This window comes from Enterobacter sp. WCHEn045836 (genome assembly GCF_003965585.1).
Lineage (GTDB): Bacteria > Pseudomonadota > Gammaproteobacteria > Enterobacterales > Enterobacteriaceae > Enterobacter > Enterobacter dissolvens.
In genome coordinates, this window is the sequence record NZ_RXPT01000015.1 from 45,106 (window position 1) to 71,179 (window position 26,074).

Sequence of the window (26,074 nt, forward strand, 5' to 3'; positions counted from 1 at the left end):
GTGAAGGCATCAGGCATTAGCCGTAATCAACGCGCGCTCATTCACACCACGCTTCATTACCCGCTCCAGCACCTCCGCTTCCAGTTCTGCCAGTCTTGCCGAACCGACACGTCGAGGACGTGGAATATCCACCGTCAGATCCAGACCTATTTTCCCTTCTTCTATAAGCAACACCCGGTCGGCCATGGCGACGGCTTCGCTCACGTCGTGCGTCACCAGCAAAACCGTAAAACCATGCTCCTGCCAGAGTGAGGCAATCAGATCCTGCATTTCAATCCTCGTCAGGGCATCAAGTGCCCCGAGCGGCTCATCGAGCAGCAGCAGGCCTGGACGATGTATCAACGCCCGCGCCAGTGCTACACGCTGTTTTTGCCCGCCAGAGAGGGCCGCAGGCCATTCACCGGCGCGATCCTCCAGCCCGACGGCGGCCAGCGCCTGGCGCGCCTCCTCCCGCCAGTGGCCATTCAGACCCAGCCCGACGTTATCAATTACCGTTTTCCAGGGCAGCAGGCGCGCGTCCTGAAACATCATGCGGGTATCATCCTGAATATTGGCAAGCGGCGTTGTCCCTGCCAGAATTTCCCCGCCGTTCGGGGCTTCCAGCCCGGCTAACAGGCGCAGCAGCGTACTCTTACCGCCGCCGCTGCGACCGACCACGGCCACAAATTGCCCGGCGGGGATATGCAGATCCAGGGCGTTAAGAATGGTTTTTTCGCCGTAGCGTTTTGTGACGCCGTTGAGTAACAGCGGTGTCCCCTGTGTGAGTCGGGCGGTATTCATGCTTTCGCCTCCTGAGAGAAATAGGCCGGGTTCCAGCGCAGCCAGCTACGTTCCAGCCACTGGGCGCTGACGTCAGCGAGTTTGCCCAGCAGGGCGTAAAGGATAATGGCGACCACCACCACGTCCGTTTGCAGGAATTCACGGGCGTTCATCGCCAGATAACCGATACCGGAGTTGGCTGAGATGGTCTCTGCGACGATCAGCGTCAGCCACATCAGGCCGAGCGCAAAGCGAACGCCGACCATAATGGAGGGCAGGGCACCTGGCAGGAGCACATGGATAAACAGGGCAAATCCTGATAACCCGTAGCTGCGTGCCATCTCAACCAGCCCGCGATCGATATTGCGGATCCCATGCCAGGTATTGATGTAAATCGGGAACAGCGTGCCCAGCGCCACGAGGAAAATTTTGGCACTCTCATCAATACCAAACCACAAAATGACCAGTGGGATCAGCGCCAGATGCGGTACGTTGCGCAGCATCTGAATAGAGGTATCCAGTAAACGCTCACCCCAACGGGAAAGGCCACTGATTAACCCCAGTACCAGGCCGATGCTGCCGCCGATGGAAAACCCAATCAACGCGCGCCACGAGCTAATGGCCAGGTGCTGCCACAGCTCGCCGCTGGCACTCAGCGACCAGAAGGCTTCGATAACGCCCTCCGGAGAGGGCAAAATGCGGCTCGAAAGCCAGCCGGTGGAGGAGGCCAGTTGCCAGATAAGGACTATGCCGACAGGTAAAAACCACGGGGCGGCCCGCAGCAGCCATTTGTGTGAGGTGACGGACATGGCAACTCCTTAGCTTTGCGCGACTTTTCGTGGAATAAACTCGTTGGCCACGGCTTCGCCCTGAAGCTGCAGCTGTCGGTGCTGCGGAATGTCCGGGATGGCGACATCCAGATGCGGGAACAGCAGTTCACCCACTTTGTACGCCTCTTCAAGATGCGGATAGCCCGACAGGATAAAACTGTCGATACCCAGCTCAGCATATTCATTGATACGCGCTGCCACGGTCGGACCGTCACCCACCAGCGCGGTACCCGCACCACCCCGTACCAGGCCGACACCCGCCCACAGATTCGGACTGATCTCCAGATTCTCGCGTTTGCCGTTATGTAATGAGGCCATCCGGTGTTGTCCTACGGAGTCGGTTTTCGCAAATGCCGCCTGCGCTTTGGCGATGGTCTCATCGTCCAGATGTGAAATCAGCCGGTCTGCGGCCTGCCAGGCCTCTTCGTTGGTTTCACGCACAATCACGTGCAGGCGAATGCCAAAGCGTACCTTGCGACCGTGAGCGGCGGCTTTGGCCCGCACCTGGGCGATTTTCTCTTTCACCAGCTCAGGAGGTTCACCCCAGGTCAGATAGAGATCGACCTGTTCTGCCGCCAGATCCTGCGCCACATCCGACGATCCGCCGAAGTAAAGTGGCGGACGCGGCTGCTGAACAGGCGGGAAGTAAAGTTTCGCGTCACGTACATGAATATGTTTGCCTTCAAAGGTGACCGTTTCGCCCTCAAGCAGACGGCGCCAGACGCGGGTGAACTCGGCGGAGGCCTCATAGCGTTCCGTATGATCGAGGAACACGCCGTCACCGGCCAGCTCCTGCGGATCGCTGCCGGTGACCAGGTTAAACAGCGCGCGTCCGTTGGAAAGTCTGTCGAGCGTTGCCGCCTGACGGGCAGCAACGGTCGGGGAAACCACGCTCGGGCGTAATGCCACCAGGAATTTCAGGCGCTGGGTGACCGGGATCATCGACGCGGCGACCAGCCAGGCGTCTTCGCACGAGCGACCGGTGGGGATCAGCACGCCGGTGAAACCGATTCGGTCTGCCGCCTGCGCAATCTGCTGCAGGTACCCGTGATCAACCGGGCGCGAACCCTCTTCGGTACCAAGATAGTGTCCATCACCGTGGGTAGGTAAAAACCAGAAAAGATTCAGACTCATGATTTGGCTCCTTCTTTGGCTGTGGGCTGCCAGATGCGTTCGCGAATGTTCACCTGTTTTGGAACTAAGCGGTTTTGATAAAAGAGGTCAGCAGTCTGTTGCTGCAGGGCTGCGACATGCGCGTCCACCGGGGTGATGGTGGTGGGTGGACGGTGGTTGAGATAGCTGGCGATCACCGCCTCCGGTAAGCCCATGGTTTTCGCCAGCAGGGTGATGCTCTCCGGTCGCTGGCTTTGCGTCAGGGTATCGGCCTCGGTAAAGGTATTCAGGACCTCCTGAACAAAGGCACCGTTTTTCTCGGCATATGGACGGGCAGCGAGGTAGAACGAACCGGTTTGTTTCAGTGTGGTGCCATCTTTTAACACCCGCACGCCACCCTGCAATAATGCCGCGGAGTAGTAAGGATCCCAGATGGCCCACGCGTCAACATTGCCTTGCTGGAAGGCGGCGCGTGCATCAGCCGGAGTCAGATAGACGGGCTGAATATCGGTGAACTTTAGCCCGGCCTCCTGCAGGGCGCGGAGCAGCAGGTTGTGCGAGCTGGAACCTTTCTGAAACGCGACTTTGTGACCCTTAAGTTCGGCCACATTTTTTATGGCGCTGTTTTCAGGCACCAGAATCACCTCCGCTTTGGGTTTCGGGGGTTCAACGCCGACGTAGACCAGATCCGCCCCGGCCGCCTGTGCAAAGATCGGTGGAATATCGCCGGTACTGCCTAAATCGATGCTGCCGACGTTCAATGCCTCCAGCATCTGGGGGCCGGCAGGAAACTCCACCCAGGAGAATTTGGTCTGTGGGAAGCGTTTTTCCAGAAGCTGGTGGCTTTTGGCCAGCACCATGCTGACGCTGCCTTTCTGGTAACCAATGCGCAAACTGTCAGGTGCCGTCTCTGCTGCATGGGCCAGTGACGAGAGTGCCAGCAGACCAGCCAGGCTAATTCGACTCAGTGTTTTAAACATGCGCGACTCCTTGTGGCTGTCCAAACGCAGGGGCCTGAATATCGCGACGGTGCAGGGCATGCCAGAACGTTTCCAGTGCGCTGTCGAGGCGGGTTTGCAGGTTCGGTGTGAAATGAGGTTTATGCTGGTAATCGATCACCTGCGAGTCATCGGCGAAAACGCCGTGCAGGATCTCCTGCGCCTTCAACGCGTTCAGTACCGGCTTCAGGGCGTAATCCACCGCCAGTAAATGAGCAACCGTGCCGCCCGTTGCCAGCGGCAACACCACTTTGCCGTCAAGTGCACGTTCAGGCAGCAGATCGAGCAACGTTTTCAGTGCGCCTGAAAATGAGGCTTTATAAATCGGCGTCGCCACGATAAGCCCGTCAGCACTTTTGAGTTGTTCAGTCAGGGTTTTCAGTGCCGGGCTGTCAAAGCGGGCGTAGAGCAGATCCTCAGGCTCAAAGTTGTGCAGGTTCCAGTGGCACACTTCCACATCCAGCGCATTGAGCTTTTCGCGGGCATATTCCAGCAGGGCGCTGGAACGAGAAGGGAATCGTGGACTTCCGGCCAGGGTGATGACGCGCATGTGTGCTCCTTATAACTAATTGTTTGCTTTTATCTAACATTCATAACAATTTTCTGGAGTGTGACACTGCGCGGTTATTCCACTAAATGATTTATCTGCAATTAAAATGCGAAAAAGTGCATAACAAGTGTACTGACAGGTAAACGTTTGCGTTTTACGTCCATTTTTTTGCCACAGGTCAATTCCCTTTCCGGGCAGGATCGCACATAATCCCCTCCCGGTTTGCACACCGGGAATCCAGGAGAGTTCATGTACTACCCCTTCGTTCGTAAAGCCCTTTTCCAGCTCGACCCTGAGCGCGCTCATGAATTTACATTCCAGCAGTTACGCCGTATTACGGGTACGCCGCTGGCCGCACTGGTGCGTCAGAATGTGCCGGAAAAACCTGTGCAGTGCATGGGTCTGACCTTTAAAAACCCGCTGGGTCTGGCGGCCGGTCTGGATAAAAATGGCGAGTGCATTGATGCCCTGGGCGCGATGGGCTTTGGTTCCATCGAAATCGGTACCGTCACGCCGCGTCCGCAGCCAGGTAATGATAAGCCGCGTCTGTTCCGCCTGGTTGAAGCCGAGGGGCTGATCAACCGCATGGGCTTTAATAACCTCGGCGTGGATCATCTGGTAGAGAACGTCAAAAAAGCTCATTTCGATGGCGTATTAGGCATCAATATTGGCAAAAATAAAGACACGCCGGTTGAGCAGGGTAAAGATGACTATCTGATTTGTATGGATAAAGTCTACGCCTATGCCGGTTATATCGCCGTGAATATTTCATCGCCGAATACCCCGGGGCTACGTTCTCTGCAATATGGTGAAGCGCTGGACGATCTTCTGAGCGCCATTAAAAATAAACAAAATGCACTGCAGGCGATCCACCATAAATATGTCCCGGTGGCGGTTAAGATCGCACCGGATCTTTCTGCTGAAGAATTGATCCAGGTTGCCGACAGTTTAGTTCGTCATAATATTGATGGTGTGATTGCAACCAATACGACGCTCGATCGCTCCCTCGTTCAGGGAATGAAAAACTGTGACGAAGCGGGTGGGTTAAGTGGACGTCCGGTACAATTAAAAAGTACGGAAATTATTCGCGCACTCTCCGCCGAATTAAAAGGTCGTCTGCCCATTATCGGTGTCGGTGGTATCGATTCGGTGATTGCTGCGCGCGAGAAGATGGCTGCGGGAGCCTCACTGGTGCAAATCTATTCCGGCTTTATTTTTAAAGGACCGCCACTGATTAAAGAAATCGTTACTCATATCTAATCTTTTCTCTTAATCAGACAACCAGGGCTTTATTTCCAGCCCTGGTTGTTTTATATTCCGTCACTGTTGCTTATTTAGACATTATAGTCTTTTATTAATGGTGTTATAAACGAAGCGACAATCAGGACATTTTTAGTACAGGACGTTTGGGGACGGGAGAGAAACATGCGAATTAAACCTGACGATAACTGGCGCTGGTATTTTTGTGACGAGCATGACCGTATGATGCTCGATTTAGCCAATGGTATGTTGTTCCGCTCTCGTTTTGCCCGTCGCATGTTAACCCCGGACGCTTTCTCCCCGTCTGGTTTTTGTGTCGACGACGCTGCGCTTTATTTCTCTTTTGAAGAGAAATGCCGTGACCTGCAACTCTCAAAAGAACAGCGTGCCGAACTGGTATTAAACGCGCTGGTGGCGATTCGTTTCCTGAAGCCGCAAATGCCAAAAAGCTGGCATTTTCTGCCGCACGACATGAACTGGACGCCAGCCACGGGCGACGCGGCCAGCGTCAATCTGAGCGATACCGCAGAAGAGGTGAGTTTGCTGGTAGTGGAACCTGGCGAAAATGCTGCGCTTTGTCTGCTGGCCCAGCCCGGTGTGACCATTGCCGGGCGGACGATGCAGCTCGGGGATGCTATTAAAGTGATGAATGACAGGCTGAAACCGCAGCTTCGCGTAGATTCGTTCAGCCTGGAACAGGCGGTTTAAGCTTCCAGCTGTACTGACGTTTTAGGAATACAGCTGCAGCACAGGATCGTCCCGTCATCACCCATTGCTGATTTCTTCAGCGCACTCACTTCACCCCCGACCAGCTTGATACGACAGCATCCACAGATACCCGCCCGACAGGAATACGGGATGCGGATCCCGGCTTGCTCCAGTTGCTCAAGTAAAACCTGCTGATTGTTTCCCCGAATAACGCGGCCCTGCCAGTGAATATCCACCGCCGAACTGGTTTGCATCTCAACGTCGACAAACTCTTCTTCCTGACCTGCGCCGTATACGCGTGCTGGCCCACGGGCGAGAATTTCCACCTCGTCGCCCACGCGGATTACCCCGCTGGAGCGTGGAATAAGATTCTGGCCGAAATCCACATCGCCATTGTCCTGCGCAGTGCGGAACGACTGCAGGGTTTTCAGCGGCTCGCCGGAAGGGTGTTTCTGGCCTTTCTCCGGGCTCACGGTTGTGAAGATACAGCGGCTGCACGGCTTCACGACATCAAAAATCACGCTGCCGATGCGGATCACTTTCCAGGTGTCTTCTTCCCAGGCTTCAGTGCCGGTCACCACCAGATTCGGTCGAAATTGCTCCATCTGTACGCTGGCCTTACAGCGGCGCTGCAGGTCACGCAGTGACGCTTCGTTGGTTAACAGGAACGGAAAGCCATCGGCGAACGAAAGGGGAACCGCTTCGTGACGCTTGACGCGTCGTGTCAGCGCCGGACCCACCCAGCGCAGCTGTACCTCGCGGGAGAAGAAGCCGCTCAGCCAGCGGTTAATTTCGTCCGGGGCAATGCGAGCGGTAAAATGATTGCCCCACACTTCCGTTGGCGCATCGACAGGCGCAAAATCAGCAAAGCGAATCACTACACTGGAGTCATCCGGCGCGGTGAGGTGCAGACCGTCGTGAAGCGGTGAAGGCGTAAAGCGAACCATCTGCGGGAACTGGCGTGCGGTAATGAATGTACCGTCAGGCTCGGTGACCATAAAAATACGATCGAAGGCAAATCCGCTTATGTCAGCCAGCGCGTGAGAAACGCCGATACCGCGCATGGATTTCACCGGATGAATAAAAAGCCTGGATAACGTCGCCACTGTGCACAGTCCCTCGAATGAAAATAAGCCTTCAACTTTATGACATACACGTCATATTAGCTATAATGCGCGACAATTTTCTTAGAGTAAAAGTGACGATATGAATTCTCTGTTTGCCAGTACGGCCCGTGGGCTGGAAGAGCTGTTAAAAACTGAACTGGAAACCCTGGGCGCGCAAGAGTGCCAGGTGGTTCAGGGTGGTGTCCATTTTGAGGGCGACACACGGCTTATTTACCAGAGCCTGATGTGGAGCCGTCTGGCGTCGCGCATCATGCTGCCGATGAAAGAGTGCAAGGTCTACAGCGATCTTGACCTCTATACCGGCGTACAGATGATCGACTGGACAGAGATCTTCACGCCAGATGCCACCTTCGCGGTGCATTTTAACGGCGTAAACGATGAGATCCGCAACAGCCAGTACGGCGCGCTGCGTGTGAAAGACGCCATCGTGGACTGTTTTACGCGTAAAAATAAAGAACGACCAAACGTCGATCGTGAAAACCCGGATCTGCGCATTAACGTCTGGCTCAATGGCGATACCGCCAGTATCTCTCTGGATCTGAGCGGGGCGGGTCTGCATCTGCGTGGCTACCGCGATCGCACCGGTATGGCGCCCATTAAAGAAACCCTGGCCGCCGCCATCGTGATGCGCTCCGGCTGGCAGCCGGGAACGCCACTGCTCGACCCCATGTGTGGTTCCGGCACGCTGCTGATTGAAGCCGCCATGCTGGCTACTGACCGCGCTCCCGGCCTGCATCGTGGCCACTGGGGCTTTAGCGGCTGGGCGCAGCACGATGAAGCCCTCTGGAAAGAAGTCAAAGCTGAAGCACAGGCCCGTGCGCGTAAAGGTCTGGCCGAGTACACCTCCCATTTCTATGGCTCTGACAGCGACCCGCGCGTGATTGAACGTGCGCGCAGCAATGCCCGTCGCGCGGGTATCGGTGAGCTGGTGACCTTTGATGTGAAAGATGTCGCGAACCTGACCAACCCGCTGCCGAAAGGCCCGTACGGTACGGTTATTAGCAACCCGCCATACGGTGAACGTCTGGACAGCGAACCGGCGCTGATTGCGCTGCACAGCCTGCTGGGTCGTAATATGAAAGACTACTTTGGCGGCTGGAATCTCTCCCTGTTTAGCGCTTCACCAGAACTGCTGAGCTGCCTGCAGCTGCGCGCAGATCGCCAGTTTAAAGCGAAGAATGGCCCGCTGGATTGCGTGCAGAAAAACTACCATCTGGCGGAGAAAGCGGCGGACAGCAAACCGTCGGGTGTGGCAGAAGATTACGCCAACCGTCTGCGCAAGAACCTGAAGAAATTTGAAAAATGGGCTAAACAGGAAGGTATTGAATGCTATCGCCTGTATGACGCCGATCTGCCGGAGTACAACGTGGCGGTTGACCGCTATGCCGACTGGGTGGTGATTCAGGAATATGCTCCACCAAAAACCATTGATGCGCAAAAAGCGCGCCAGCGCATGCTGGACGTCATTGCTGCGACCATTGCCGTGCTTGGCATTGCGCCAAACAAGCTGGTGCTGAAAACCCGCGAGCGTCAGAAAGGGAAAAACCAGTATCAGAAGATGGGGGAGAAGGGCGACTTTATCGAAGTGGGCGAATACAACGCTCGCCTGTGGGTTAACCTGACGGATTACCTCGATACCGGGCTGTTCCTCGACCACCGCATTGCCCGTCGTATGCTGGGCCAGATGAGCAAAGGTAAGGACTTCCTTAACCTGTTCTCTTACACCGGCAGCGCCAGCGTGCACGCGGGCCTGGGCGGCGCGCGCAGCACCACCACGGTGGATATGTCGCGTACCTATCTGGAGTGGGCGGAGCGCAACCTGCGTCTCAACGGCCTGACCGGACGCCAGCATCGTCTGATGCAGGCTGATGTCCTGGGCTGGCTGCGTGACACCGATGAACAGTTTGATCTGATCTTCATCGATCCACCAACGTTCTCCAACTCCAAGCGTATGGAAGATAGCTTTGATGTTCAACGCGATCACCTGCGCCTGATGACCGATCTTAAGCGTCTCCTGCGTAAAGGCGGCACGATTATGTTCTCGAACAACAAACGCGGTTTCCGCATGGATCACGACGGCCTGGCCGCGCTGGGACTGAAAGCACAAGAAATCAGCCAAAAAACGCTGTCTCAGGACTTTGCCCGTAACCGTCAGATCCATAACTGCTGGCTTATCACCGCGGCCTGAAAGGAAAAATAAATGTCTTTAATTAGTATGCACGGTGCGTGGCTCTCCTTCAGCGACTCACCGCTTCTCGATAATGCTGAACTGCACATCGAAGACAACGAACGCGTCTGTCTGGTGGGTCGCAATGGTGCGGGTAAATCCACGCTGATGAAAATCCTCAACCGTGAGCAGGGTCTGGATGACGGGCGTATTGTCTACGAGCAGGATCTGATTGTTTCCCGTCTGCAGCAGGATCCGCCGCGTCATGTCACCGGCAGCGTGTACGATTTCGTTGCGGAAGGTATCTCGGAGCAGGCTGAATACCTGAAGCGCTATCACGAGATCTCTCATCTGGTGATGACGGACCCGAGCGACAAGAACCTTAACGAACTGGCAAAAGTCCAGGAGATGCTCGATCACCACGGCCTGTGGCAGCTGGAGAACCGTATTAACGAGGTGCTGGCTCAGCTCGGCCTGGAGCCGGACATGGAGCTGTCTGCGCTTTCAGGGGGCTGGTTGCGTAAGGCGGCACTGGGCCGCGCGCTGGTCAGCGGGCCGAAGGTGCTGCTGCTGGATGAACCGACGAACCACCTGGATATTGAAGCGATTGACTGGCTGGAAGGGTTCCTGAAAACCTTCAGCGGCACCATCATCTTCATCTCTCACGACCGTTCCTTCATTCGCAACATGGCGACGCGGATTGTCGATCTCGATCGTGGCAAGCTGGTCACCTATCCCGGCGATTACGATACCTATCTGCTGGAAAAAGAAGAAAACCTGCGCGTGGAAGAGCTGCAAAACGCCGAGTTCGACCGCAAACTGGCCCAGGAAGAGGTGTGGATCCGTCAGGGGATCAAAGCCCGCCGTACCCGCAACGAAGGCCGCGTTCGCGCCCTGAAAGCGATGCGTCGTGAACGCAGCGAACGTCGCGAAGTGATGGGCAGCGCCAAAATGCAGGTGGAAGAGGCTTCCCGTTCAGGCAAGATCGTCTTCGAGATGGAAAACGTCAACTATCAGGTTGATGGCAAAGTGCTGGTGAAAGACTTCTCCGCCCAGGTCCAGCGCGGAGACAAAATTGCCCTGATTGGTCCGAATGGCTGCGGTAAAACCACGCTGCTGAAGCTGATGCTGGGTCAGTTGCAGGCGGATAGCGGCCGAATTCACTGCGGCACCAAACTGGAAGTGGCTTACTTTGACCAGCACCGTGCGGAGCTGGATCCGGACAGAACGGTGATGGATAACCTGGCCGAAGGTAAGCAAGAGGTCATGGTAAACGGTAAGCCGCGCCATGTGCTGGGCTATCTGCAGGACTTCCTGTTCCATCCTAAACGGGCGATGACCCCGGTGCGTGCGCTGTCTGGCGGTGAGCGAAACCGTCTTCTGCTGGCGCGGTTATTCCTGAAACCAAGCAACCTGTTGATTCTCGATGAACCAACCAACGACCTGGATGTCGAAACGCTCGAACTGCTGGAAGAGCTGATCGATGGTTATCAGGGCACCGTGATGCTGGTGAGCCACGACCGTCAGTTCGTTGACAACACCGTGACCGAGTGCTGGATCTTCGAAGGCGAAGGGCGGATTGGTCAATATGTGGGTGGCTATCACGACGCGAAAGGGCAGCAGGCACAGTCGCTGGCGCAAAAACAGGCAAAGCCTAAAACAAGCACTGAACCTGCTGTAACAAAAGCAGAAACTGTCAAGAAAACCTCGGCTAAACTAAGCTATAACCTGCAGCGCGAACTGGAGGGGCTTCCTCAGCGTCTTGAAGAGCTGGAGGCCGCACTGGAGGCATTGCAAACGCAGGTTGCCGATGCGTCATTCTTCACACAATCGCACGACTATACTCAAAAAGTATTGGCTGAACTGTCCGAGGCTGAAAAAGCTCTGGAAGAAGCATTTGAGCGCTGGGAGTACCTTGAGTCTCTGAAAAACGGCGCATAAACAGGGATAACATATGTGTGACCAGCACCATGCCGACAGGCATATATTATGCTCGCAATGCGATATGCTCGTGGCGTTGCCAGAGCTTGGTCACGGACATAAAGCCCTGTGCCCGCGTTGTGGCGCAACGTTAACAACCGAGTGGGATGCGCCAAGACAGCGTCCCACTGCATATGCACTGGCAGCGTTATTCATGCTGCTGCTCTCCAATCTCTTCCCCTTCATCTATATGAAGGTGGGAGGGATCACAAGCCAGGTGGATTTACTTGAGATCCCGGGTGTCATGTTCTCGGAAGATTACGCCAGCCTCGGCACCTTCTTCCTTCTGTTTGTGCAGATCGTCCCGGCCTTTTGTCTGGTGGTCATCCTTTTGCTGGTCAACCGGGTAAAAATGCCCGCAGCCCTGAAAATCAAACTGGCGCGTATCCTGTTCCAGCTTAAAAGCTGGGGAATGGCCGAGATTTTTCTGGCGGGTATTCTGGTCAGCTTCGTAAAGCTGATGGCCTACGGTGACGTGGGGATTGGCAGCAGCTTTATCCCATGGTGTCTGTACTGCGTACTGCAACTGCGTGCATTCCAGTGCGTTGACAGGCGTTGGGCATGGGATGATATCGCTCCGGCCCCCACGCTTGAGCAGACGGTTAAGGTCGGCGTACCGGGGATCCGTCAGGGGCTACGCTCTTGCTCCTGCTGTACTGCGGTGTTGCCCGCCGATCTGGACGTCTGCCCGCGCTGTGGGACGAAAGGCCATGTGCGACGTAAAAACAGCCTGCAGTGGACGATGGCGCTGCTGGTGACCTCTGTCATGCTGTATCTCCCGGCAAATATATTGCCAATTATGATCACCGATTTGCTTGGCGACAAAATGCCCTCGACGATCCTCGCCGGGGTGATTTTGCTGTGGGGGGAAGGTTCCTATCCTGTGGCTGGCGTGATTTTCATCGCCAGTATTATGGTGCCAACCTTAAAAATGATCGCGATTGCCTGGCTCTGTTGGGATGCAAAAGGGCACGGTAAACGCGACAGCGAACGCATGCACCTGATTTATGAAGTCGTCGAGTTTGTGGGACGCTGGTCAATGATTGACGTGTTTGTTATTGCCGTTCTCTCCGCACTGGTGCGGATGGGCGGATTGATGAGTATTTATCCCGCGATGGGGGCATTAATGTTTGCATTGGTTGTAATTATGACCATGTTTGCGGCCATGACCTTCGACCCTCGTTTATCGTGGGATCGTGAGCCTGAATCAAGCCATGAGGAAGCGTAAGAGCATGGAAAATAAGAGTGGAGAGGCGAAAGTGCAGAAGGTCAAAAACTGGTCGCCGGTGTGGATCTTCCCCATCGTGACCGCGCTGATCGGTGCATGGATCCTGTTTTATCACTACAGCCATCAGGGGCCGGAAGTGACGCTCATCACTACCAATGCCGAGGGAATTGAGGGCGGTAAAACCACCATCAAAAGCCGCAGCGTGGATGTGGGCGTGGTTGAAAGCGCCACCCTGACCGATGATTTAACCCATGTGGAAATCAAAGCCCGTCTCAATGCTGGCATGGAAAAACTGCTGCATGGTGATTCGGTGTTTTGGGTGGTTAAACCGCAGGTCGGACGGGAAGGGATCAGCGGCTTAGGAACGCTGTTGTCGGGTGCCTATATTGAACTGCAGCCGGGGGCGAAAGGCAGCCAGCCGGGCCAATACCAGCTCCTGGATTCACCTCCACTCGCGCCGCCTGATGCAAAAGGTATCCGCGTGATCCTTGACAGTAAAAAAGCGGGCCAGCTTTCTCCCGGCGATCCGGTGTTGTTCCGCGGCTATCGTGTCGGCTCGGTTGAGACCAGCAGCTTTGATCCGCAAAAACGTACCATCAGCTATCAGCTGTTCATCAACGCGCCAAACGATCGGCTGGTGACCAGCAATGTCCGCTTCTGGAAGGACAGCGGGATCGCGGTCGATCTCACCTCAGCAGGGATGCGCGTTGAAATGGGCTCTCTGACGACACTGTTTGGCGGCGGCGTCAGCTTTGATGTGCCGGAAGGGCTGGAACTGGGTCAGCCAGTTGCCGAGAAAACGGCTTTCAGGCTCTTTGACGATCAAAGAAGCATTCAGGATGCGCTGTATACCGATCACATCGACTACCTGATGTTCTTTAAAGATTCTGTCCGCGGCCTGCAGCCGGGCGCACCGGTTGAGTTCCGTGGTATCCGTCTGGGTACCGTAGGCCAGGTGCCGTTCTTTGTGCCGGGCCTGCGTCAGGTGCTGGATGATGACTATCGTATTCCGGTGCTGATCCGCATTGAGCCGGAACGTCTGCTCAACCAGATTGGCGAGGATCAGGATATTGGCACGCATATCTCAACACTGATGAACCGGGGTCTGCGTGGCTCGCTGAAGACCGGTAACCTGGTCACCGGCGCGCTGTATGTGGATATGGACTTCTATCCGAAAGCGCCTCCCGTTACCGGTATTCGTGAGTTTGGCGGCTACAAGATCATTCCAACGGTAAGCAGCGGTCTGGCCCAGATCCAGCAGCGTCTGATGGATACCCTGGACAAGATCAACAACCTGCCACTGAATCCAATGATTGAAGCGGCGACAGGTTCGTTACATCAGAGCCAGGAAACGATGCGACGTCTGCAAGCCACGCTGGATAATATTAATAAGATCACGGCAAGCCAGAGCATGCAGCAACTGCCGCAGGATATGCAGAAAACGCTGCGTGAACTTAACCGCAGTATGCAGGGCTTCCAGCCTGGTTCGGCGGCGTACAACAAGATGGTGGCAGATATGCAGCGTCTTGATCAGGTCTTGCGCGAACTGCAGCCAGTACTGAAAACGCTCAACGAGAAGAGCAACGCGCTGGTGTTTGAAGCAAAAGATAAAAAGGATCCTGAGCCGAAGAGGGCGAAACAATGAAAAAATGGCTAGCGATTGTAGGTGCGATGGTGCTCACGGCCTGTAGCTCAGGGAGTGAAACGAAAAGTTACTACCAGCTGCCGCTGATGGCGCAGGCGGGGACCCAGAGTACCGCCTCGCAGGGCAACCGTCTGCTGTGGGTTGAGCAAGTCGCTGTGCCAGATTATCTGGCCGGCAACGGAGTGGTCTACCAGACCAGCGATGTGCAGTATGTCATCGCTAACAATAACCTGTGGGCCAGCCCGCTGGATCAGCAGTTACGTAATACGCTGGTGGCTAATCTGGGCAGCCAGCTTCCGGGCTGGGTTGTCGCGTCCCAGCCGTTAGGTAACGATCAGGACACGCTGAATGTCACGGTGACGGGCTTCCACGGCCGCTACGACGGTGCGGTTGTGATTAGCGGGGAGTGGCTGCTGAACCATCAGGGACAGCTGATTAAGCGTCCTTTCCATCTGGAGCTCAAGCAGCAAAAAGATGGTTATGATGAAATGGTGAAAGTGCTGGCGCAGGGTTGGGCACAAGAATCGGCCAGCATCGCCAGAGAAATCTCCCGGCTGCCATAAGTAAAATTCATCAGCAAAAACCGCAATCGGTGTGCCACTGATTGCGGTTTTTTTTTCGTTTTCACGTCAGACCGTTACTTGTCCCGGGTCACATTTTTTGTACAAATGATCTTCCAGCTAGCTCACAAATATGACATCCGTATGAATTTTGAACGTTGACGCTACGACTAATTCGGGGTATTCGTTATCTGTGCCTGCACGTATTGTGCAGCCACTGTTTTCTTTCCACCAGACAAAAGAATGAGGGAAACGAGGCATGAAGAGACAGAAACGAGATCGCCTGGAACGGGCTCATCAACGTGGTTATCAGGCCGGCATCGCTGGACGTTCTAAAGAAATGTGTCCTTATCAGACGATAAATCAAAGGTCACAATGGCTGGGAGGCTGGCGAGAAGCCATCGGCGACAGGGCACTCATTGCCTGATAACGTCTCTTTAAAAACAGAAACCTCCGCACTGCGGAGGTTTCGCCTTTCTGGAGCCGCGAAAAGCAGCGATTAGAAAGCAGAAGTGTCCTGGAACAGACCCACTTTCAGATCGTTGGCGGTATAGATCAGACGACCGTCTACCAGCACTTCGCCATCCGCCAGGCCCATAATCAGGCGGCGGTTAACAATGCGCTTGAAGTGAATACGGTAGGTCACTTTCTTCGCCGTTGGCAGAACCTGACCTGTGAATTTCACTTCACCCACGCCCAGCGCACGACCTTTACCTTCGCCGCCAAGCCAGCCCAGATAGAAGCCAACCAGCTGCCACATAGCGTCCAGACCCAGGCAGCCAGGCATTACCGGATCGCCAATGAAGTGGCAACCGAAGAACCACAGGTCAGGATTGATATCGAGTTCTGCTTCTACGTAACCCTTATCGAAGTTGCCGCCGGTTTCGGTCATTTTCACGACACGGTCCATCATCAGCATGTTCGGGGCCGGTAACTGTGGGCCTTTCGCACCAAACAGTTCACCGCGACCAGAGGCAAGAAGATCTTCTTTTGTATAGGATTCGCGTTTATCTACCATGTTCTCAGTAAGCCTTATTTTAGTGAAGGACGCAGGATAGCTAACACGTGTACGCTGAACAAGTCCGATCAGTTCGGACTAAACCAACCCAACCAGCGTAACGGCCACGGATAACGATGACGAGCATCTTGCTGTGTCGCCTGGGCAATGCGCTCCTGGATAGTCTGCATCAGGGTCGTTTGCCCCTCCCCATCCCATACCAGGTTTGTCAGTAAGGGTAGTGCATCCTCAATCCCTTCGATGGCCCAGAGGGTGAATTGTTCCTGCTCCACCGCATCCAGAAGTGCCTGACTGAGGCTCAAATGGCGTGCGTTGGGAGCCGGAATAATCACCCCTTGTTTGCCGTTTAACCCGCGTTGCTGACAAATAGAGAAGAAGCCCTCAATCTTTTCATTCAGACCACCTACAGGCTGGGCGCGACCAAATTGATCGACTGAACCGGTAATGGCGATATTTTGATTGATGGGGACGTCCGCCAGGGCGCTGATTAAGGCACACAGCTCGGCCATAGAGGCGCTATCACCATCCACTTCGCTGTAGGATTGCTCAAACGTCAGCGAGGCAGAGAAGGGGATTTGTTGCTCAAGCTGCAGCTCTGACATCAGGAACGCCTGCATGATCATCATGCCTTTGGCGTGGATGTTTCCGCCAAGCTCAGCTTTGCGTTCAATGTCGGTAAACTCGCCGTCGCCAATGTGGACGACGCAGCTGATGCGTGAAGGCTCGCCAAACGCACGCGGATGTCCGGGAAATTCAATCACCGACAGGGCATTGATCTGTCCGATGCGCTCGCCTTCGGTCTCGACCAGAATCTGCTCCAGCAGAATTTCATCCTGCATACGGTCGGCAAGATAACCTTCCCGCCACTCTCGCTGGGCAAGCATCTGAGCGAGTTGTTCCCCGGTAAAGACGCCGTTCCCGCTGATAACGCCCACTTCACGCAGCTGTTTGCTGATCCAGAGCGGACAAAGCGGCAACGTCTCCTGATCACCGGTATAACGAACCGCTTCGCGGATAAGTCCAGGCCACGCGTCAGCAGCAGGCGTCGGCAGGGTAAAACGGGCTGCAACGGCCATCACCCACTGGCACCACTGAGCCATGTCATCGGCATCAGCAATCTGGATGTTGTCTTCGTACTCGCTGTACACCGCCTGTGCCGCCAGCTCTGGCTCCATTTCCTGGAAATCAGCCAGCGATTCACGGTCACCCGTCAGTACCACGGTCAACGACAGCGGCATGGAGGGGACAGAGACCGGCAGAGGACGAGACTCGTCGTAGCCCACCCAGTCAAAGCGTTGCTGACTGACGATTGTCTTCAGACGCATCCACAACAGCGGCTGGGAGAGCAAAGTACGCAGGGAAATGATCAGTACGCCACCATTCGCGCGGTGTACCAGCCCAGGCTGCAGCGATATCTCACCATTGAACTGGCGAAGGCAACCAAAGAGTTGTTCAGCCTCGACCCAGTTAGCGGTAACCACTTCGCCCTTTGCCGCAAAACGGCCATCAGCCTGTTCTGCGGGTTCGAAAGTGACATCATGTCCTGAAATACGATACTGGCCGCCGAAAACAACATTTGCTTCCGGTCGTAGCTGGCGCATGGCATCACCCAGAAGCGTCAAATACTCGGCTTCTTCCGGGGCTTTGAGCAGCATGAAGGGTGATGTCGCCCATGGGCTTAACACCTGCTCCAGCGCGTAATGCAAACGCGGTTGTGTATCGCTAAGTATGAATTCGTGTTCTTGTGCGAGGTCTGGCTGTGCAAACAATTCCTGGTAACTTTCGGTATCCGGAACAAGGTCACGCCATGCAAGTTTCGTAATGGTCAAAGTTGATGTTTTTTAGTCAGATGTAAAACCGTGGAGTATACCGTAAGCGGGGGGCTGTACCCAAGCAGGATTGGGGATTTCGGGGAGCGAATCGCCTGCAATGCTTCACAGGATATGATTTCTTTTCAGCAGATTGCTAAAAAACTGATATTCTGAACAGAGTTACGTGGTAACACTGAGATCGCAATGAAATATCAACAACTGGAAAATCTCGAAAGCGGCTGGAAATGGAAGTACCTGGTCAAAAAGCACCGAGAAGGGGAGCTGATTACCTGCTACATTGAAGCCAGCGCCGCACAAGAGGCCGTGGATATTTTGCTGACCCTCGAAAATGAACCGGTACAGGTGAATGGCTGGATCGAGAAACATATCAATCCGGCACTGTTGAACCGGATGAAGCAAACTATCCGCGCGCGACGAAAACGGCATTTTAATGCTGAGCACCAGCACACCCGCAAAAAATCCATCGACCTGGAATTCATGGTCTGGCAGCGTCTGGCAGGGCTTGCGCAACGGCGGGGGAAAACGTTGTCAGAAACGGTGGTGCAGTTGATTGAAGATGCCGAGCATAAAGAGAAATACGCCAACCAGATGTCCACGCTGAAGAACGATCTTCAGGCGCTGCTGGGCAAAAAATAACGTTTTCAGTTTCTTCAGATAATAAAAAACCCCGCATTGCGGGGTTTTTTTATAAGACGATAACTTAAGCCGCTGGCTGAGTTACAACGTCTTTAACGCCTTTAACTTCGATCTCTACGCGACGATCTGGTGCCAGGCAGTCGATCAGAGCAGCGCGAGCTTTAACGTTGTCACAGGTGTTGCCAGTAACTGGGTTAGATTCGCCCATACCACGTGGGGAGATCTTGTTAGCTGGGATACCTTTAGAGATCAGGTAATCAACAACAGACTGAGCACGTTTCTCAGACAGTTTCTGGTTGTAAGCGTCAGAACCGATACGGTCGGTGAAGCCCAGAACCACGACAGAACCGTCTTTAGGATCCAGGTTGCTCAGCTGGGTGTACAGCTGATCCAGTGCCTGCTGACCTTCTGGTTTCAGGGTCGCTTTGTTGAAGTTGAACAGAACGTCAGACTTCAGAGTGAAGTGCTTGGTCTGTACTTCTGGAGCTGGAGCCGGTGCTGGAGCTACGACTGGCGCATCTTCCTGCTGGCCGAAACGGTAGGAAACACCTACGCTCAGCATGCCGTTGTCTGGACGAACACCAACGGTAGCACCGTCACCGATGTTGTTAACCCACTGGTATTCCAGACGGGTAGCGATGTCACGGGTCATAGCCCACTCAACGCCACCAGCGAATACTGGGGAAACACCGGTGTCATGGTCGTCGCCAGCGTTGCTGTTGCTGGAGTCAGCGCGCCATACCATGCCGCCCAGACGGGTGTACACGTCCAGATCGTCAGTTACTGGGTAACCCAGTTTAGTAGTCAGCTGAACGCCCTGAGCTTTGAAAGCGCCATTGGTTTCGTTGCCTTTGTAAGGCATACGACCTAACCAGTCGTAACCCATTTCAAAGCCAACATACGGGTTAACCTGATAGCCACCGAACGCACCTGCACCAAGCTGGCTCTCGTGAGTAGGGCCATCATTGTTGTTTGCGCTGTTGTACCAGCCGGTGTCGTGGAACTGAGACCAGCCCAGTTTACCACCTGCATACCAGGTATTATCTTTCGGAGCGGCCTGCGCTACGGTAGCGAAGCCAGCCAGTGCCACTGCAATCGCGATAGCTGTCTTTTTCATTTTTTGCGCCTCGTTATCATCCAAAATTCGCCATGAAAATCTCAATCGAGAATCACGGTTAAATCCTTCACCGGGGGGCGTGGTCAAATATAAATCTACCGATATCTTCGGCTTAGGCCGAGCACCCCTGGCGATGTAAAGTCTACAACGTAGCTGAAAACTTACAAGTGTGAAGTCCGTCAGGCATATGAAAAAAAAAGTTCCGTATACCGATTATTTAACAATTTCTGAACGAAATTTGTGCAATAAAATTAAGAAGAACCGCACCAGACAAGCCTTGCCGCCGTTTTGGACCATGGAACTAAAAGCGCATCTTGAGGTCGAAAAAAATTCCAGGAAAACTCTTAAATTTGCTCAGTGATACAAATTTGAGTGAATTTTTAGCCCAGAAAGTTGTCCTCTGCGGTAAGAATCCTGGCGAACCGGGCGCATGATAAAGCCGATCGCATTGCCTTCTTCTGCCGCTTCGGTGAGGCGAAAATGTTCCTGCTCCGTCAATTCGTCTGATAACCATCCAATCACCACGCTGTAATTTCCTGTACGTAATGCCCGGATCATCGACTCAACCGTATCGCAGGGAGAGAGCTGATTAATTTGCATGACTTTCGTCAGTGGCAGGCCTGCAGACTGAACCCATTCCCGGCTCAGTTTCTGCTGCGGCGTCAGCCAGAGCTGCCAGCGCGATTGCTGACCAAGCTGCTGCAATAGCGGCAGTAACAGAAGTTGGGTCAACAGGGGCTGGTCTTCACGATAAACCACTTCACTGATAAGCCCTGTCGAAACACGCCCGACGGCGTTCTGTGCGACATCGCCAGCGGTAGAAGAGAAAGATGTTGAGCGATTTGCATAGCCTGAAGTGTACATAATCATTCCAGCCCTGTAGTTACTGTATGAATATACAGTAACCCCTGTATGCATAAAGATCAACCTCAATTTCGGAAAGCGACTCGCAAAATTCATTCATTCCTGGCGAACCTGAAAAAATCATCTTGCTCATCGGCAATAAGTTGCCTATTTTCCTGTTAACGGATCCGTTAGTAAGAAATGTCGCCGTTAATATCTGATTTTTAATGGAAATATCATGAAAAAGATATCTTATGAACGGATTTATAAATCCCAGGAATACCTCTCTCCATTAGGAGAAATTCATCATCGTGCGCTTTTTGGTGGCTATACCCTGGCCGTCGATGAAGCGGTGTTTGCCATGGTGTCAGACGGTGAGCTTTACCTTCGCGCCTGTGAGGAAAGTGCAAAGTACTGTGTCAAAAACGGATCCTCCTTTTTGACCTTAATGAAACGCGGCCGTCCGATCCTGCTTAACTACTATCGTGTGGATGACGGACTCTGGCAGGACCGGGAGCGGTTGCTTCAGCTTTCCTCTTACGCGCTTAATGCCGCGCGTAAAGAGCGCATACAGCGCTACCAGCGAAACCGGCTTAAGGATCTGCCCAACCTGACTTTTCAGCTGGAAGTCCTGCTCTGTGAAGCCGGGATTACCAACGAAGATACCCTCCGGTCGCTGGGAGCCAGAACGAGCTGGCTAAAGCTGCGGGCAAAAAATAAAGCGCTCAGTATTAAAGTACTGTTTGCCCTGGAAGGGGCTATTGAGGGCCTGCATGAAGCGGCACTCCCGGCGGAGATTCGCCGGGAGCTGACGGAGTGGTTTAATGCGCTGCCTGAGCCACAGGAGAATCGCTCCTCCAGGTAGCGATTTGCTGTTGCAGTCGGCAAATTTCTGGCAGCAGAGCGATAAGCAGACCAATCTGCTGGAGAACCAGCGGCGCTTTGCTGTCGTTTCCTGGGTCAAGATGCGCAATCCGTTGAGCCAGTTCATCCAGTGCCTGCTGGACACGCGGTTGATCGGCTGGGCGGTGGTGTAGCGCATCATCGACATAGCAGACAGCATCATCCAGCAAGGCAAGGATACCCGGGTTTGTCAGTTTTTCGCGGTGGGCACCGAGCGTAGAGATATAGCTGGTGAAGGTATGGTTCAGGCACAGCAGGCGGAAAGCCGTTTCACGAATTTCTGCCGTGGCGCGCGGCTCCGTTGACATATTAGAGACTACGGAAGCCAGTTCAGCATCGCTGTTATGCGCATCGCGTCGGGCAATGCGGTAAGCCAGACGGTTATCGCGTCCCTGGTGGTACTGTTCAAGAATGGCATCCAGATAGCGGCAGTTGGCATTCATCGCCCTGTCCAGGACGCGCGGCAAATTACGAAAACGCCAGTCGGGCCAGATAAAACTCACTGCCGCCCAGGCGATGGCACAGCCGAGCAGCGTATCGATCACGCGGGGCAGGGCAACTTCAAACCCTTCACCCAACAGGTTAAAGCAGAGTAGCACCAGCAGGGTGATGAACATCGTCGCGTGGGCGTACTGCACGTTACGAAAGGCGAAGAACAGCACCCCGGTGATCACGATCAGGATCAACTGGCCCTCCACCGATGGGACGAAATAGAGCACCGGTAGCCCGATTGCGACCCCCACCAGCGTGCCGATAATACGCAGCGCAAGCCGGTGTCGGGTGGCGTTATAGTTCGGCTGGCAGACGAACAGGCTGGTCAGCAGGATCCAGTATCCGTGGTGTAAACCGGTGATCTGAATAAAGGCGTAGCCCACGCACAGCACCAGCGACATGCGTACCGCATGGCGAAACAGGGCAGATTCCGGCGTAAAGTTGCGGCTTAGCCGGAGCCACATATCGCTGAAACTGTGCACGCTGTCATCCGCAAGCTGGCTGTCCGCCTCATTACCCGGCAGCGCCATTGCCTGCTCAGATTCAATGGTTGCCAGCTGAGCATCAATTGCCCGCAGGTTGTTGAGCAGAAATCCCAACGCTTTTATATGCTCCGGCGATGTACCGCTGGCTCGCACGCGGTCAATGGCCGCATCGAGATGGCTGAAAACGCGCTCAAAGCGCGGATCGTGTTGATAGGGCGTGCGCAGCAGAATGGAGCGTGCCAGCTGCTGGCACGCCTGGGACTGCATGGACAGCAGGCGCTGGAAGCGGAACATGACGTCGCTGTAGCGAAACTTCTCACGCAGGGCGGCATACTGCACATGCGACGAGCTGGCGCGTTCATGAATATCCTGGGCGGCAAAGTAATAGTGCAGCGTTCTGCGTGTCCCTCGCTGGCCCCGGTCGCCCCGCAGGCGAGTGAGCAGCGAGGCTTTGGTCTGGTTAAGCGTGGCGACCAACTGGCCGTTTGCCAGTGCCAGGTCGTAGAGCGGCGCCTGGCTCTCCTCTTCGATATCCGGGTCGAACAACCGGGATTTTAGCTCAAGGTAGTGGGCCAACTGCTCGTAGCTGCGGGCAAGATTATCCTGCAGAGGGCGTACCGGGAAGATCAGATGACCGGTTAACGTCAGCAGGTTATACCAGATGGCACCCAGCAACAGCAGAACAGGTTGCTGGTACCATTGGTCGTAAAGGGAAACGCCCAGCATGGTGTAAATGGCAATCAGCAGGGCGCCAAACGCGATGGTGGCATAGCGCTGTCCCAGCCCACCCAGCAAAATAAACCCGCTGGTGGAAAGCGTAAGGCCTAAAGCGAACAGCCAGGGCCACGGGAACAGCAACTCCACGGACGCGGAGGCAATAAAAAAGCAGACGAGGGTAATAACCAGATTACGCAGACGCCCGGCAAGGCGATCGTCCAGATCCGCCAGCGCCCCCGCAACCACCCCCAGCGTGAGCGGAATGGTGAGCTTGACATCGTTCAGCCACCACGGCAGGGCAACCGTGCCGCAAAGTGCGATAAAAATCCTGACGTTATAGAGCCAGGAGCTGTTCCAGGTGTAACGGCGAAGCAGTGGGCTTAGCATAGACGCGGCCAGTCCTTAATCACTGAAAACGACGACGTGCATTCGCTTCACGCGCCGCCTGGGCCACTTCAACCGGAACAACCCTGCGCCCGACAGGCCACAGAGCGATGGCGGCGATCTTAAAGTTCGCGATCCCCACCGGGATACCGATAATCGTGATGCACTGGGCTATGCCGGCAAAAATATGCATCACACACAGCCACCAGCCGAAGAAAATCAGCCACAGGATGTTCAGCACGGTTCCACCCGTGTTCATCAGTGCGCTTTTGCTCTCCGGGTTCAGTTCGTCGACGTGAACGGCTTCATTCCCGTAAGGGATAAAGGAGAGTTTGGTGATTTCCCAGCAGGAGCGGGTCAGGGGAAGCGTAAAAATCAGGACGATGCTCACCAGAGTGGCAAAAAGCCAGGAAAGGGTGGTGGCAAAACCGCCCAGCACAAAATTCAACACATTCAGAACGGTACGCATAAACCCTCACTTCCTTTCGATAAAATTAACGCCCAATGATTGTAACGTTTTTTTAGGCTGGAGCACCTTAAAACTGGCAGTTAAACTATCAGGCAATTATCTCTTCGTGGATCCGGCTGGATATGGAACTGAAAGCAACTTCAATGGGCAAACGCCTGGCGCAACACCCGTACGACAAGGTTGTCCTCCTCAACGCGGGAGTGAAAGTCTCCGGGGAACGCCACGAATACCTTATTCCGTTCAATCAGCTCCTGGCCATCCACTGCAAGCGCGGGCTGGTATGGGGTGAACTGGAATTTGTGTTGCCTGCCGATAAAGTCGTGCGTCTTCATGGCACGGAGTGGGGCGAAACCCAGCGTTTTCATCATCATCTGAACCAGCTCTGGCAGCAGTGGAGTCACGATATGAGCGTGATTGCCGCGCAAGTCCTGCAGCAGGTGCTGAATGATATTGCGCAGAGTCATGCCCAACAAACGTGGCTGACCCGTCAGCAGACCGCCGGGCTGCAACAAAAGATCAGGCAGGCCCTCACGGCGCTACCGTTACCGGTGACGCGCCTTAATGAATTCGACAATTGTCGTGACGCCTGGCGCCAGTGTCAGGCCTGGCTGAGCGATGCAGACAAGAGCCGGCTGGCGCATAATCAGGCGTGGACTGACGAAATGCTCACCCGCTACGCCGATTTCTTCAGCACAGTGGAGTCTTCACCGCTGAATCCTGCTCAGGCTCGCGCCGTGGTTAACGGCGAACAATCGCTGCTGGTGCTTGCGGGTGCCGGGAGCGGTAAAACGTCCGTGCTGGTTGCACGGGCGGGGTGGTTGCTGACAACGGGTGAGGCCGTCGCCGATCAGATCCTGCTGCTGGCGTTTGGTCGCAAGGCGGCGCAGGAGATGGACGAACGCATTCAGGAGCGTTTACACACCCGGGATATCACCGCGCGAACCTTCCATGCCCTTGCGTTGCACATCATTCAGCAGGGCAGCAAAAAAGTCCCGTCCATCAGTAAACTGGAAAACGACACCCAGGCGCGTCAGGCCCTGTTTATTAAAACGTGGCGCCAGCAGTGCAGCGAGAAAAAAGCACAGGCGAAAGGGTGGCGGCAGTGGCTGGAAGAGGAGCTCAACTGGGAGGTGCCTGAAGGCAGCTTCTGGCAGGATGAAAAGCTGGCGCGTCGGCTCGGCTCGCGTCTTGACCGCTGGGTGAGTCTGATGCGAATGCATGGCGGATCGCAGGCGGAGATGATTGAAAGCGCGCCGGAGTCTGTTCGCGCCCTGTTTTCAAAGCGGGTCAAGCTGATGGCCCCGCTGTTGAAAGCCTGGAAAACGGCGCTGAAGGAGGAAAACGCCGTTGATTTCTCAGGTCTTATCCATCAGGCCATCATCATTCTGGAGAAGGGGCGTTTTGTCAGCCCGTGGAAACATATTCTGGTGGATGAGTTCCAGGATATCTCCCCGCAGCGTGCTGCACTGCTTTCGGCATTACGGGCACAAAATAAACATACCTCTCTGTTTGCCGTAGGTGATGACTGGCAGGCCATCTACCGCTTTAGCGGCGCGCAGCTTTCATTGACCACCGCGTTCCATCACTATTTTGGCGAAGGCGATCGTAGCGATCTGGACACGACTTACCGCTTCAACTCCCGAATTGGTGAAATCGCTAACCGCTTTATCCAGCAGAACCCCCATCAGTTGGCCAAGCCGCTCAACAGTCTGAGAGCGGGAGATAAAAAAGCCGTGACCCTGCTGGCGGATGACCAGCTTGAGCCGCTGCTGGACAAACTCAGCGGTTACGCAAAGCCTGATGAACGTATTCTGGTGCTGGCGCGTTATCACCATCTTAAACCGGCGGCGCTGGAGAAGGCGGCGACTCGCTGGCCGAAGCTGCAGCTTGATTTTATGACCATCCACGCAAGTAAAGGCCAGCAGGCCGACTATGTCATTGTGGTCGGGCTGAAAGAGGGGAGCGATGGATTCCCCGCGCCTGCCCGTGAGTCGGTGATGGAGGAAGCCTTACTGCCGGTGCCGGAAGATTTCCCGGACGCCGAAGAGCGGCGATTGCTGTACGTGGCGATCACCCGCGCGCGTCATCGCGTGTGGCTGCTGTTCAACAAAGAGGAGCCGTCAGTGTTTGTCGATATTCTGAAGAGTATTGATGTGCCGGTCGCGCGCAAGCCGTAGCGGGATTGCCGGGTGGCGGCTTCGCCTGACCCGGACTGCAAAACACGCCGTCCCGTGCAAGCGTAGCGCCGCCGGG

At 54.8% G+C, this 26,074-nt stretch carries 23 protein-coding genes; 11 read left to right on the forward strand and 12 right to left on the reverse strand.

Features of this window, described 5'->3' with window-relative positions:
- Positions 1-9: 9 nt before the first annotated feature.
- From ssuB to ssuE, 5 genes are read right to left on the reverse strand one after another with little or no spacing between them, the layout of a single operon-like run.
- Complete coding sequence (gene ssuB / locus EKN38_RS19060; RefSeq protein ID WP_014831302.1) at positions 10-780, reverse strand: aliphatic sulfonates ABC transporter ATP-binding protein; 771 nt, start codon at positions 778-780, stop codon at positions 10-12.
- Positions 777-1,568, reverse strand: coding sequence for an aliphatic sulfonate ABC transporter permease SsuC (gene ssuC, locus EKN38_RS19065; RefSeq protein WP_014831303.1), 792 nt, complete (start codon positions 1,566-1,568; stop codon positions 777-779). Before ssuC ends, ssuB begins: the two co-directional genes overlap by 4 nt.
- Positions 1,569-1,577: 9 nt before the next feature.
- Positions 1,578-2,723, reverse strand: a complete 1,146-nt coding sequence (gene ssuD, locus EKN38_RS19070) for an FMNH2-dependent alkanesulfonate monooxygenase (protein ID WP_014831304.1) — start codon at positions 2,721-2,723, stop codon at positions 1,578-1,580.
- Entirely contained in the window at positions 2,720-3,682 is a 963-nt protein-coding gene (locus tag EKN38_RS19075) for a sulfonate ABC transporter substrate-binding protein (protein ID WP_014831305.1), read from the reverse strand. Before EKN38_RS19075 ends, ssuD begins: the two co-directional genes overlap by 4 nt.
- Positions 3,675-4,250, reverse strand: coding sequence for an NADPH-dependent FMN reductase (ssuE, locus tag EKN38_RS19080; RefSeq protein WP_014831306.1), 576 nt, complete (start codon positions 4,248-4,250; stop codon positions 3,675-3,677). The genes EKN38_RS19075 and ssuE overlap by 8 nt, the downstream gene beginning before the upstream one ends.
- A 249-nt stretch (positions 4,251-4,499) precedes the next feature.
- On the opposite strand from ssuE, the gene pyrD reads away from it, so the two are divergent.
- A complete protein-coding gene (pyrD, locus tag EKN38_RS19090) occupies positions 4,500-5,510 on the forward strand; it encodes a quinone-dependent dihydroorotate dehydrogenase (protein WP_014831307.1) in 1,011 nt (336 codons plus the stop codon).
- A gap of 165 nt (positions 5,511-5,675) precedes the next feature.
- Positions 5,676-6,218 (forward strand): cell division protein ZapC, encoded by a 543-nt coding sequence (gene zapC / locus EKN38_RS19095; RefSeq protein WP_014831308.1) that lies wholly within the window; start codon positions 5,676-5,678, stop codon positions 6,216-6,218.
- Here zapC and EKN38_RS19100 read toward each other — a convergent pair.
- Positions 6,215-7,324: a YcbX family protein gene (locus EKN38_RS19100; protein WP_014831309.1), complete on the reverse strand. Its 1,110-nt coding sequence runs from the start codon at positions 7,322-7,324 to the stop codon at positions 6,215-6,217. The genes zapC and EKN38_RS19100 overlap by 4 nt on opposite strands.
- A 100-nt stretch (positions 7,325-7,424) precedes the next feature.
- On the opposite strand from EKN38_RS19100, the gene rlmKL reads away from it, so the two are divergent.
- The 6 genes from rlmKL to rmf all read left to right on the forward strand — a co-directional run bounded on the left by rlmKL (position 7,425) and on the right by rmf (position 15,352).
- The gene (rlmKL, locus tag EKN38_RS19105; RefSeq protein ID WP_014831310.1) at positions 7,425-9,533 is read left to right on the forward strand and encodes a bifunctional 23S rRNA (guanine(2069)-N(7))-methyltransferase RlmK/23S rRNA (guanine(2445)-N(2))-methyltransferase RlmL; all 2,109 of its coding nucleotides are present in this window, start codon (positions 7,425-7,427) and stop codon (positions 9,531-9,533) included.
- Between the two features lie 12 nt (positions 9,534-9,545).
- Positions 9,546-11,453 carry an ABC transporter ATP-binding protein gene (locus tag EKN38_RS19110; protein WP_014831311.1) on the forward strand — a complete coding sequence of 636 codons (1,908 nt, stop codon included), beginning with the start codon at positions 9,546-9,548 and terminating at the stop codon, positions 11,451-11,453.
- A 13-nt stretch (positions 11,454-11,466) separates the two neighbouring features.
- A complete protein-coding gene (gene pqiA, locus EKN38_RS19115; RefSeq protein WP_043951593.1) occupies positions 11,467-12,720 on the forward strand; it encodes a membrane integrity-associated transporter subunit PqiA in 1,254 nt (417 codons plus the stop codon).
- Between the two features lie 4 nt (positions 12,721-12,724).
- On the forward strand, positions 12,725-14,365 hold the full coding sequence (pqiB, locus tag EKN38_RS19120; protein ID WP_014831313.1) for an intermembrane transport protein PqiB: 1,641 nt from the start codon (positions 12,725-12,727) through the stop codon (positions 14,363-14,365).
- Positions 14,362-14,928: a membrane integrity-associated transporter subunit PqiC gene (gene pqiC / locus EKN38_RS19125; RefSeq protein WP_014831314.1), complete on the forward strand. Its 567-nt coding sequence runs from the start codon at positions 14,362-14,364 to the stop codon at positions 14,926-14,928. Before pqiB ends, pqiC begins: the two co-directional genes overlap by 4 nt.
- Positions 14,929-15,184: 256 nt before the next feature.
- Positions 15,185-15,352: a ribosome modulation factor gene (gene rmf / locus EKN38_RS19130; RefSeq protein WP_013097261.1), complete on the forward strand. Its 168-nt coding sequence runs from the start codon at positions 15,185-15,187 to the stop codon at positions 15,350-15,352.
- Between the two features lie 72 nt (positions 15,353-15,424).
- Here the strand turns inward: rmf and fabA are convergent, their stop codons facing one another.
- Positions 15,425-15,943: a bifunctional 3-hydroxydecanoyl-ACP dehydratase/trans-2-decenoyl-ACP isomerase gene (fabA, locus tag EKN38_RS19135; protein ID WP_000227926.1), complete on the reverse strand. Its 519-nt coding sequence runs from the start codon at positions 15,941-15,943 to the stop codon at positions 15,425-15,427.
- A gap of 68 nt (positions 15,944-16,011) precedes the next feature.
- Positions 16,012-17,772, reverse strand: a complete 1,761-nt coding sequence (locus tag EKN38_RS19140; protein ID WP_014831315.1) for a Lon protease family protein — start codon at positions 17,770-17,772, stop codon at positions 16,012-16,014.
- 186 nt (positions 17,773-17,958) lie between these two features.
- On the opposite strand from EKN38_RS19140, the gene matP reads away from it, so the two are divergent.
- Positions 17,959-18,411, forward strand: coding sequence for a macrodomain Ter protein MatP (matP, locus tag EKN38_RS19145; RefSeq protein WP_013097258.1), 453 nt, complete (start codon positions 17,959-17,961; stop codon positions 18,409-18,411).
- Positions 18,412-18,475: 64 nt separating this feature from the next.
- Here matP and ompA read toward each other — a convergent pair whose 3' ends face one another.
- Both ompA and sulA read right to left on the reverse strand, forming a co-directional pair.
- The gene (ompA, locus tag EKN38_RS19150) at positions 18,476-19,528 is read right to left on the reverse strand and encodes a porin OmpA (RefSeq protein ID WP_126522527.1); all 1,053 of its coding nucleotides are present in this window, start codon (positions 19,526-19,528) and stop codon (positions 18,476-18,478) included.
- 354 nt (positions 19,529-19,882) lie between these two features.
- Positions 19,883-20,392: an SOS-induced cell division inhibitor SulA gene (gene sulA / locus EKN38_RS19155; protein WP_013097256.1), complete on the reverse strand. Its 510-nt coding sequence runs from the start codon at positions 20,390-20,392 to the stop codon at positions 19,883-19,885.
- A gap of 217 nt (positions 20,393-20,609) precedes the next feature.
- Here sulA and EKN38_RS19160 point away from each other — a divergent pair, with 217 nt between their 5' ends.
- Positions 20,610-21,236, forward strand: a complete 627-nt coding sequence (locus tag EKN38_RS19160; protein WP_013097255.1) for a TfoX/Sxy family DNA transformation protein — start codon at positions 20,610-20,612, stop codon at positions 21,234-21,236.
- Here the strand turns inward: EKN38_RS19160 and yccS are convergent.
- Positions 21,193-23,355: a YccS family putative transporter gene (yccS, locus tag EKN38_RS19165; protein ID WP_014831317.1), complete on the reverse strand. Its 2,163-nt coding sequence runs from the start codon at positions 23,353-23,355 to the stop codon at positions 21,193-21,195. The two genes, EKN38_RS19160 and yccS, sit on opposite strands and share 44 nt — an antisense overlap.
- Positions 23,356-23,374: 19 nt before the next feature.
- A complete protein-coding gene (locus EKN38_RS19170) occupies positions 23,375-23,821 on the reverse strand; it encodes a YccF domain-containing protein (RefSeq protein WP_014831318.1) in 447 nt (148 codons plus the stop codon).
- A 122-nt stretch (positions 23,822-23,943) separates the two neighbouring features.
- Here EKN38_RS19170 and helD point away from each other — a divergent pair, with 122 nt between their 5' ends.
- Complete coding sequence (gene helD, locus EKN38_RS19175; RefSeq protein WP_046888174.1) at positions 23,944-25,998, forward strand: DNA helicase IV; 2,055 nt, start codon at positions 23,944-23,946, stop codon at positions 25,996-25,998.
- Positions 25,999-26,074: the final 76 nt, after the last annotated feature.

Bases quoted from the DNA above. Each gene is read 5' to 3' on its own strand.
- ssuB (WP_014831302.1), bottom strand. From the start codon at position 780: ATGAATACCGCCCGACTCACACAGGGGACACCGCTGTTACTCAACGGC.
- ssuC (WP_014831303.1), bottom strand. From the start codon at position 1,568: ATGTCCGTCACCTCACACAAATGGCTGCTGCGGGCCGCCCCGTGGTTT.
- ssuD (WP_014831304.1), bottom strand. From the start codon at position 2,723: ATGAGTCTGAATCTTTTCTGGTTTTTACCTACCCACGGTGATGGACAC.
- EKN38_RS19075 (WP_014831305.1), bottom strand. From the start codon at position 3,682: ATGTTTAAAACACTGAGTCGAATTAGCCTGGCTGGTCTGCTGGCACTC.
- ssuE (WP_014831306.1), bottom strand. From the start codon at position 4,250: ATGCGCGTCATCACCCTGGCCGGAAGTCCACGATTCCCTTCTCGTTCC.
- pyrD (WP_014831307.1), top strand. From the start codon at position 4,500: ATGTACTACCCCTTCGTTCGTAAAGCCCTTTTCCAGCTCGACCCTGAG.
- zapC (WP_014831308.1), top strand. From the start codon at position 5,676: ATGCGAATTAAACCTGACGATAACTGGCGCTGGTATTTTTGTGACGAG.
- rlmKL (WP_014831310.1), top strand. From the start codon at position 7,425: ATGAATTCTCTGTTTGCCAGTACGGCCCGTGGGCTGGAAGAGCTGTTA.
- EKN38_RS19110 (WP_014831311.1), top strand. From the start codon at position 9,546: ATGTCTTTAATTAGTATGCACGGTGCGTGGCTCTCCTTCAGCGACTCA.
- pqiA (WP_043951593.1), top strand. From the start codon at position 11,467: ATGTGTGACCAGCACCATGCCGACAGGCATATATTATGCTCGCAATGC.
- pqiB (WP_014831313.1), top strand. From the start codon at position 12,725: ATGGAAAATAAGAGTGGAGAGGCGAAAGTGCAGAAGGTCAAAAACTGG.
- pqiC (WP_014831314.1), top strand. From the start codon at position 14,362: ATGAAAAAATGGCTAGCGATTGTAGGTGCGATGGTGCTCACGGCCTGT.
- rmf (WP_013097261.1), top strand. From the start codon at position 15,185: ATGAAGAGACAGAAACGAGATCGCCTGGAACGGGCTCATCAACGTGGT.
- fabA (WP_000227926.1), bottom strand. From the start codon at position 15,943: ATGGTAGATAAACGCGAATCCTATACAAAAGAAGATCTTCTTGCCTCT.
- matP (WP_013097258.1), top strand. From the start codon at position 17,959: ATGAAATATCAACAACTGGAAAATCTCGAAAGCGGCTGGAAATGGAAG.
- ompA (WP_126522527.1), bottom strand. From the start codon at position 19,528: ATGAAAAAGACAGCTATCGCGATTGCAGTGGCACTGGCTGGCTTCGCT.
- sulA (WP_013097256.1), bottom strand. From the start codon at position 20,392: ATGTACACTTCAGGCTATGCAAATCGCTCAACATCTTTCTCTTCTACC.
- EKN38_RS19160 (WP_013097255.1), top strand. From the start codon at position 20,610: ATGAAAAAGATATCTTATGAACGGATTTATAAATCCCAGGAATACCTC.
- yccS (WP_014831317.1), bottom strand. From the start codon at position 23,355: ATGCTAAGCCCACTGCTTCGCCGTTACACCTGGAACAGCTCCTGGCTC.
- EKN38_RS19170 (WP_014831318.1), bottom strand. From the start codon at position 23,821: ATGCGTACCGTTCTGAATGTGTTGAATTTTGTGCTGGGCGGTTTTGCC.
- helD (WP_046888174.1), top strand. From the start codon at position 23,944: ATGGAACTGAAAGCAACTTCAATGGGCAAACGCCTGGCGCAACACCCG.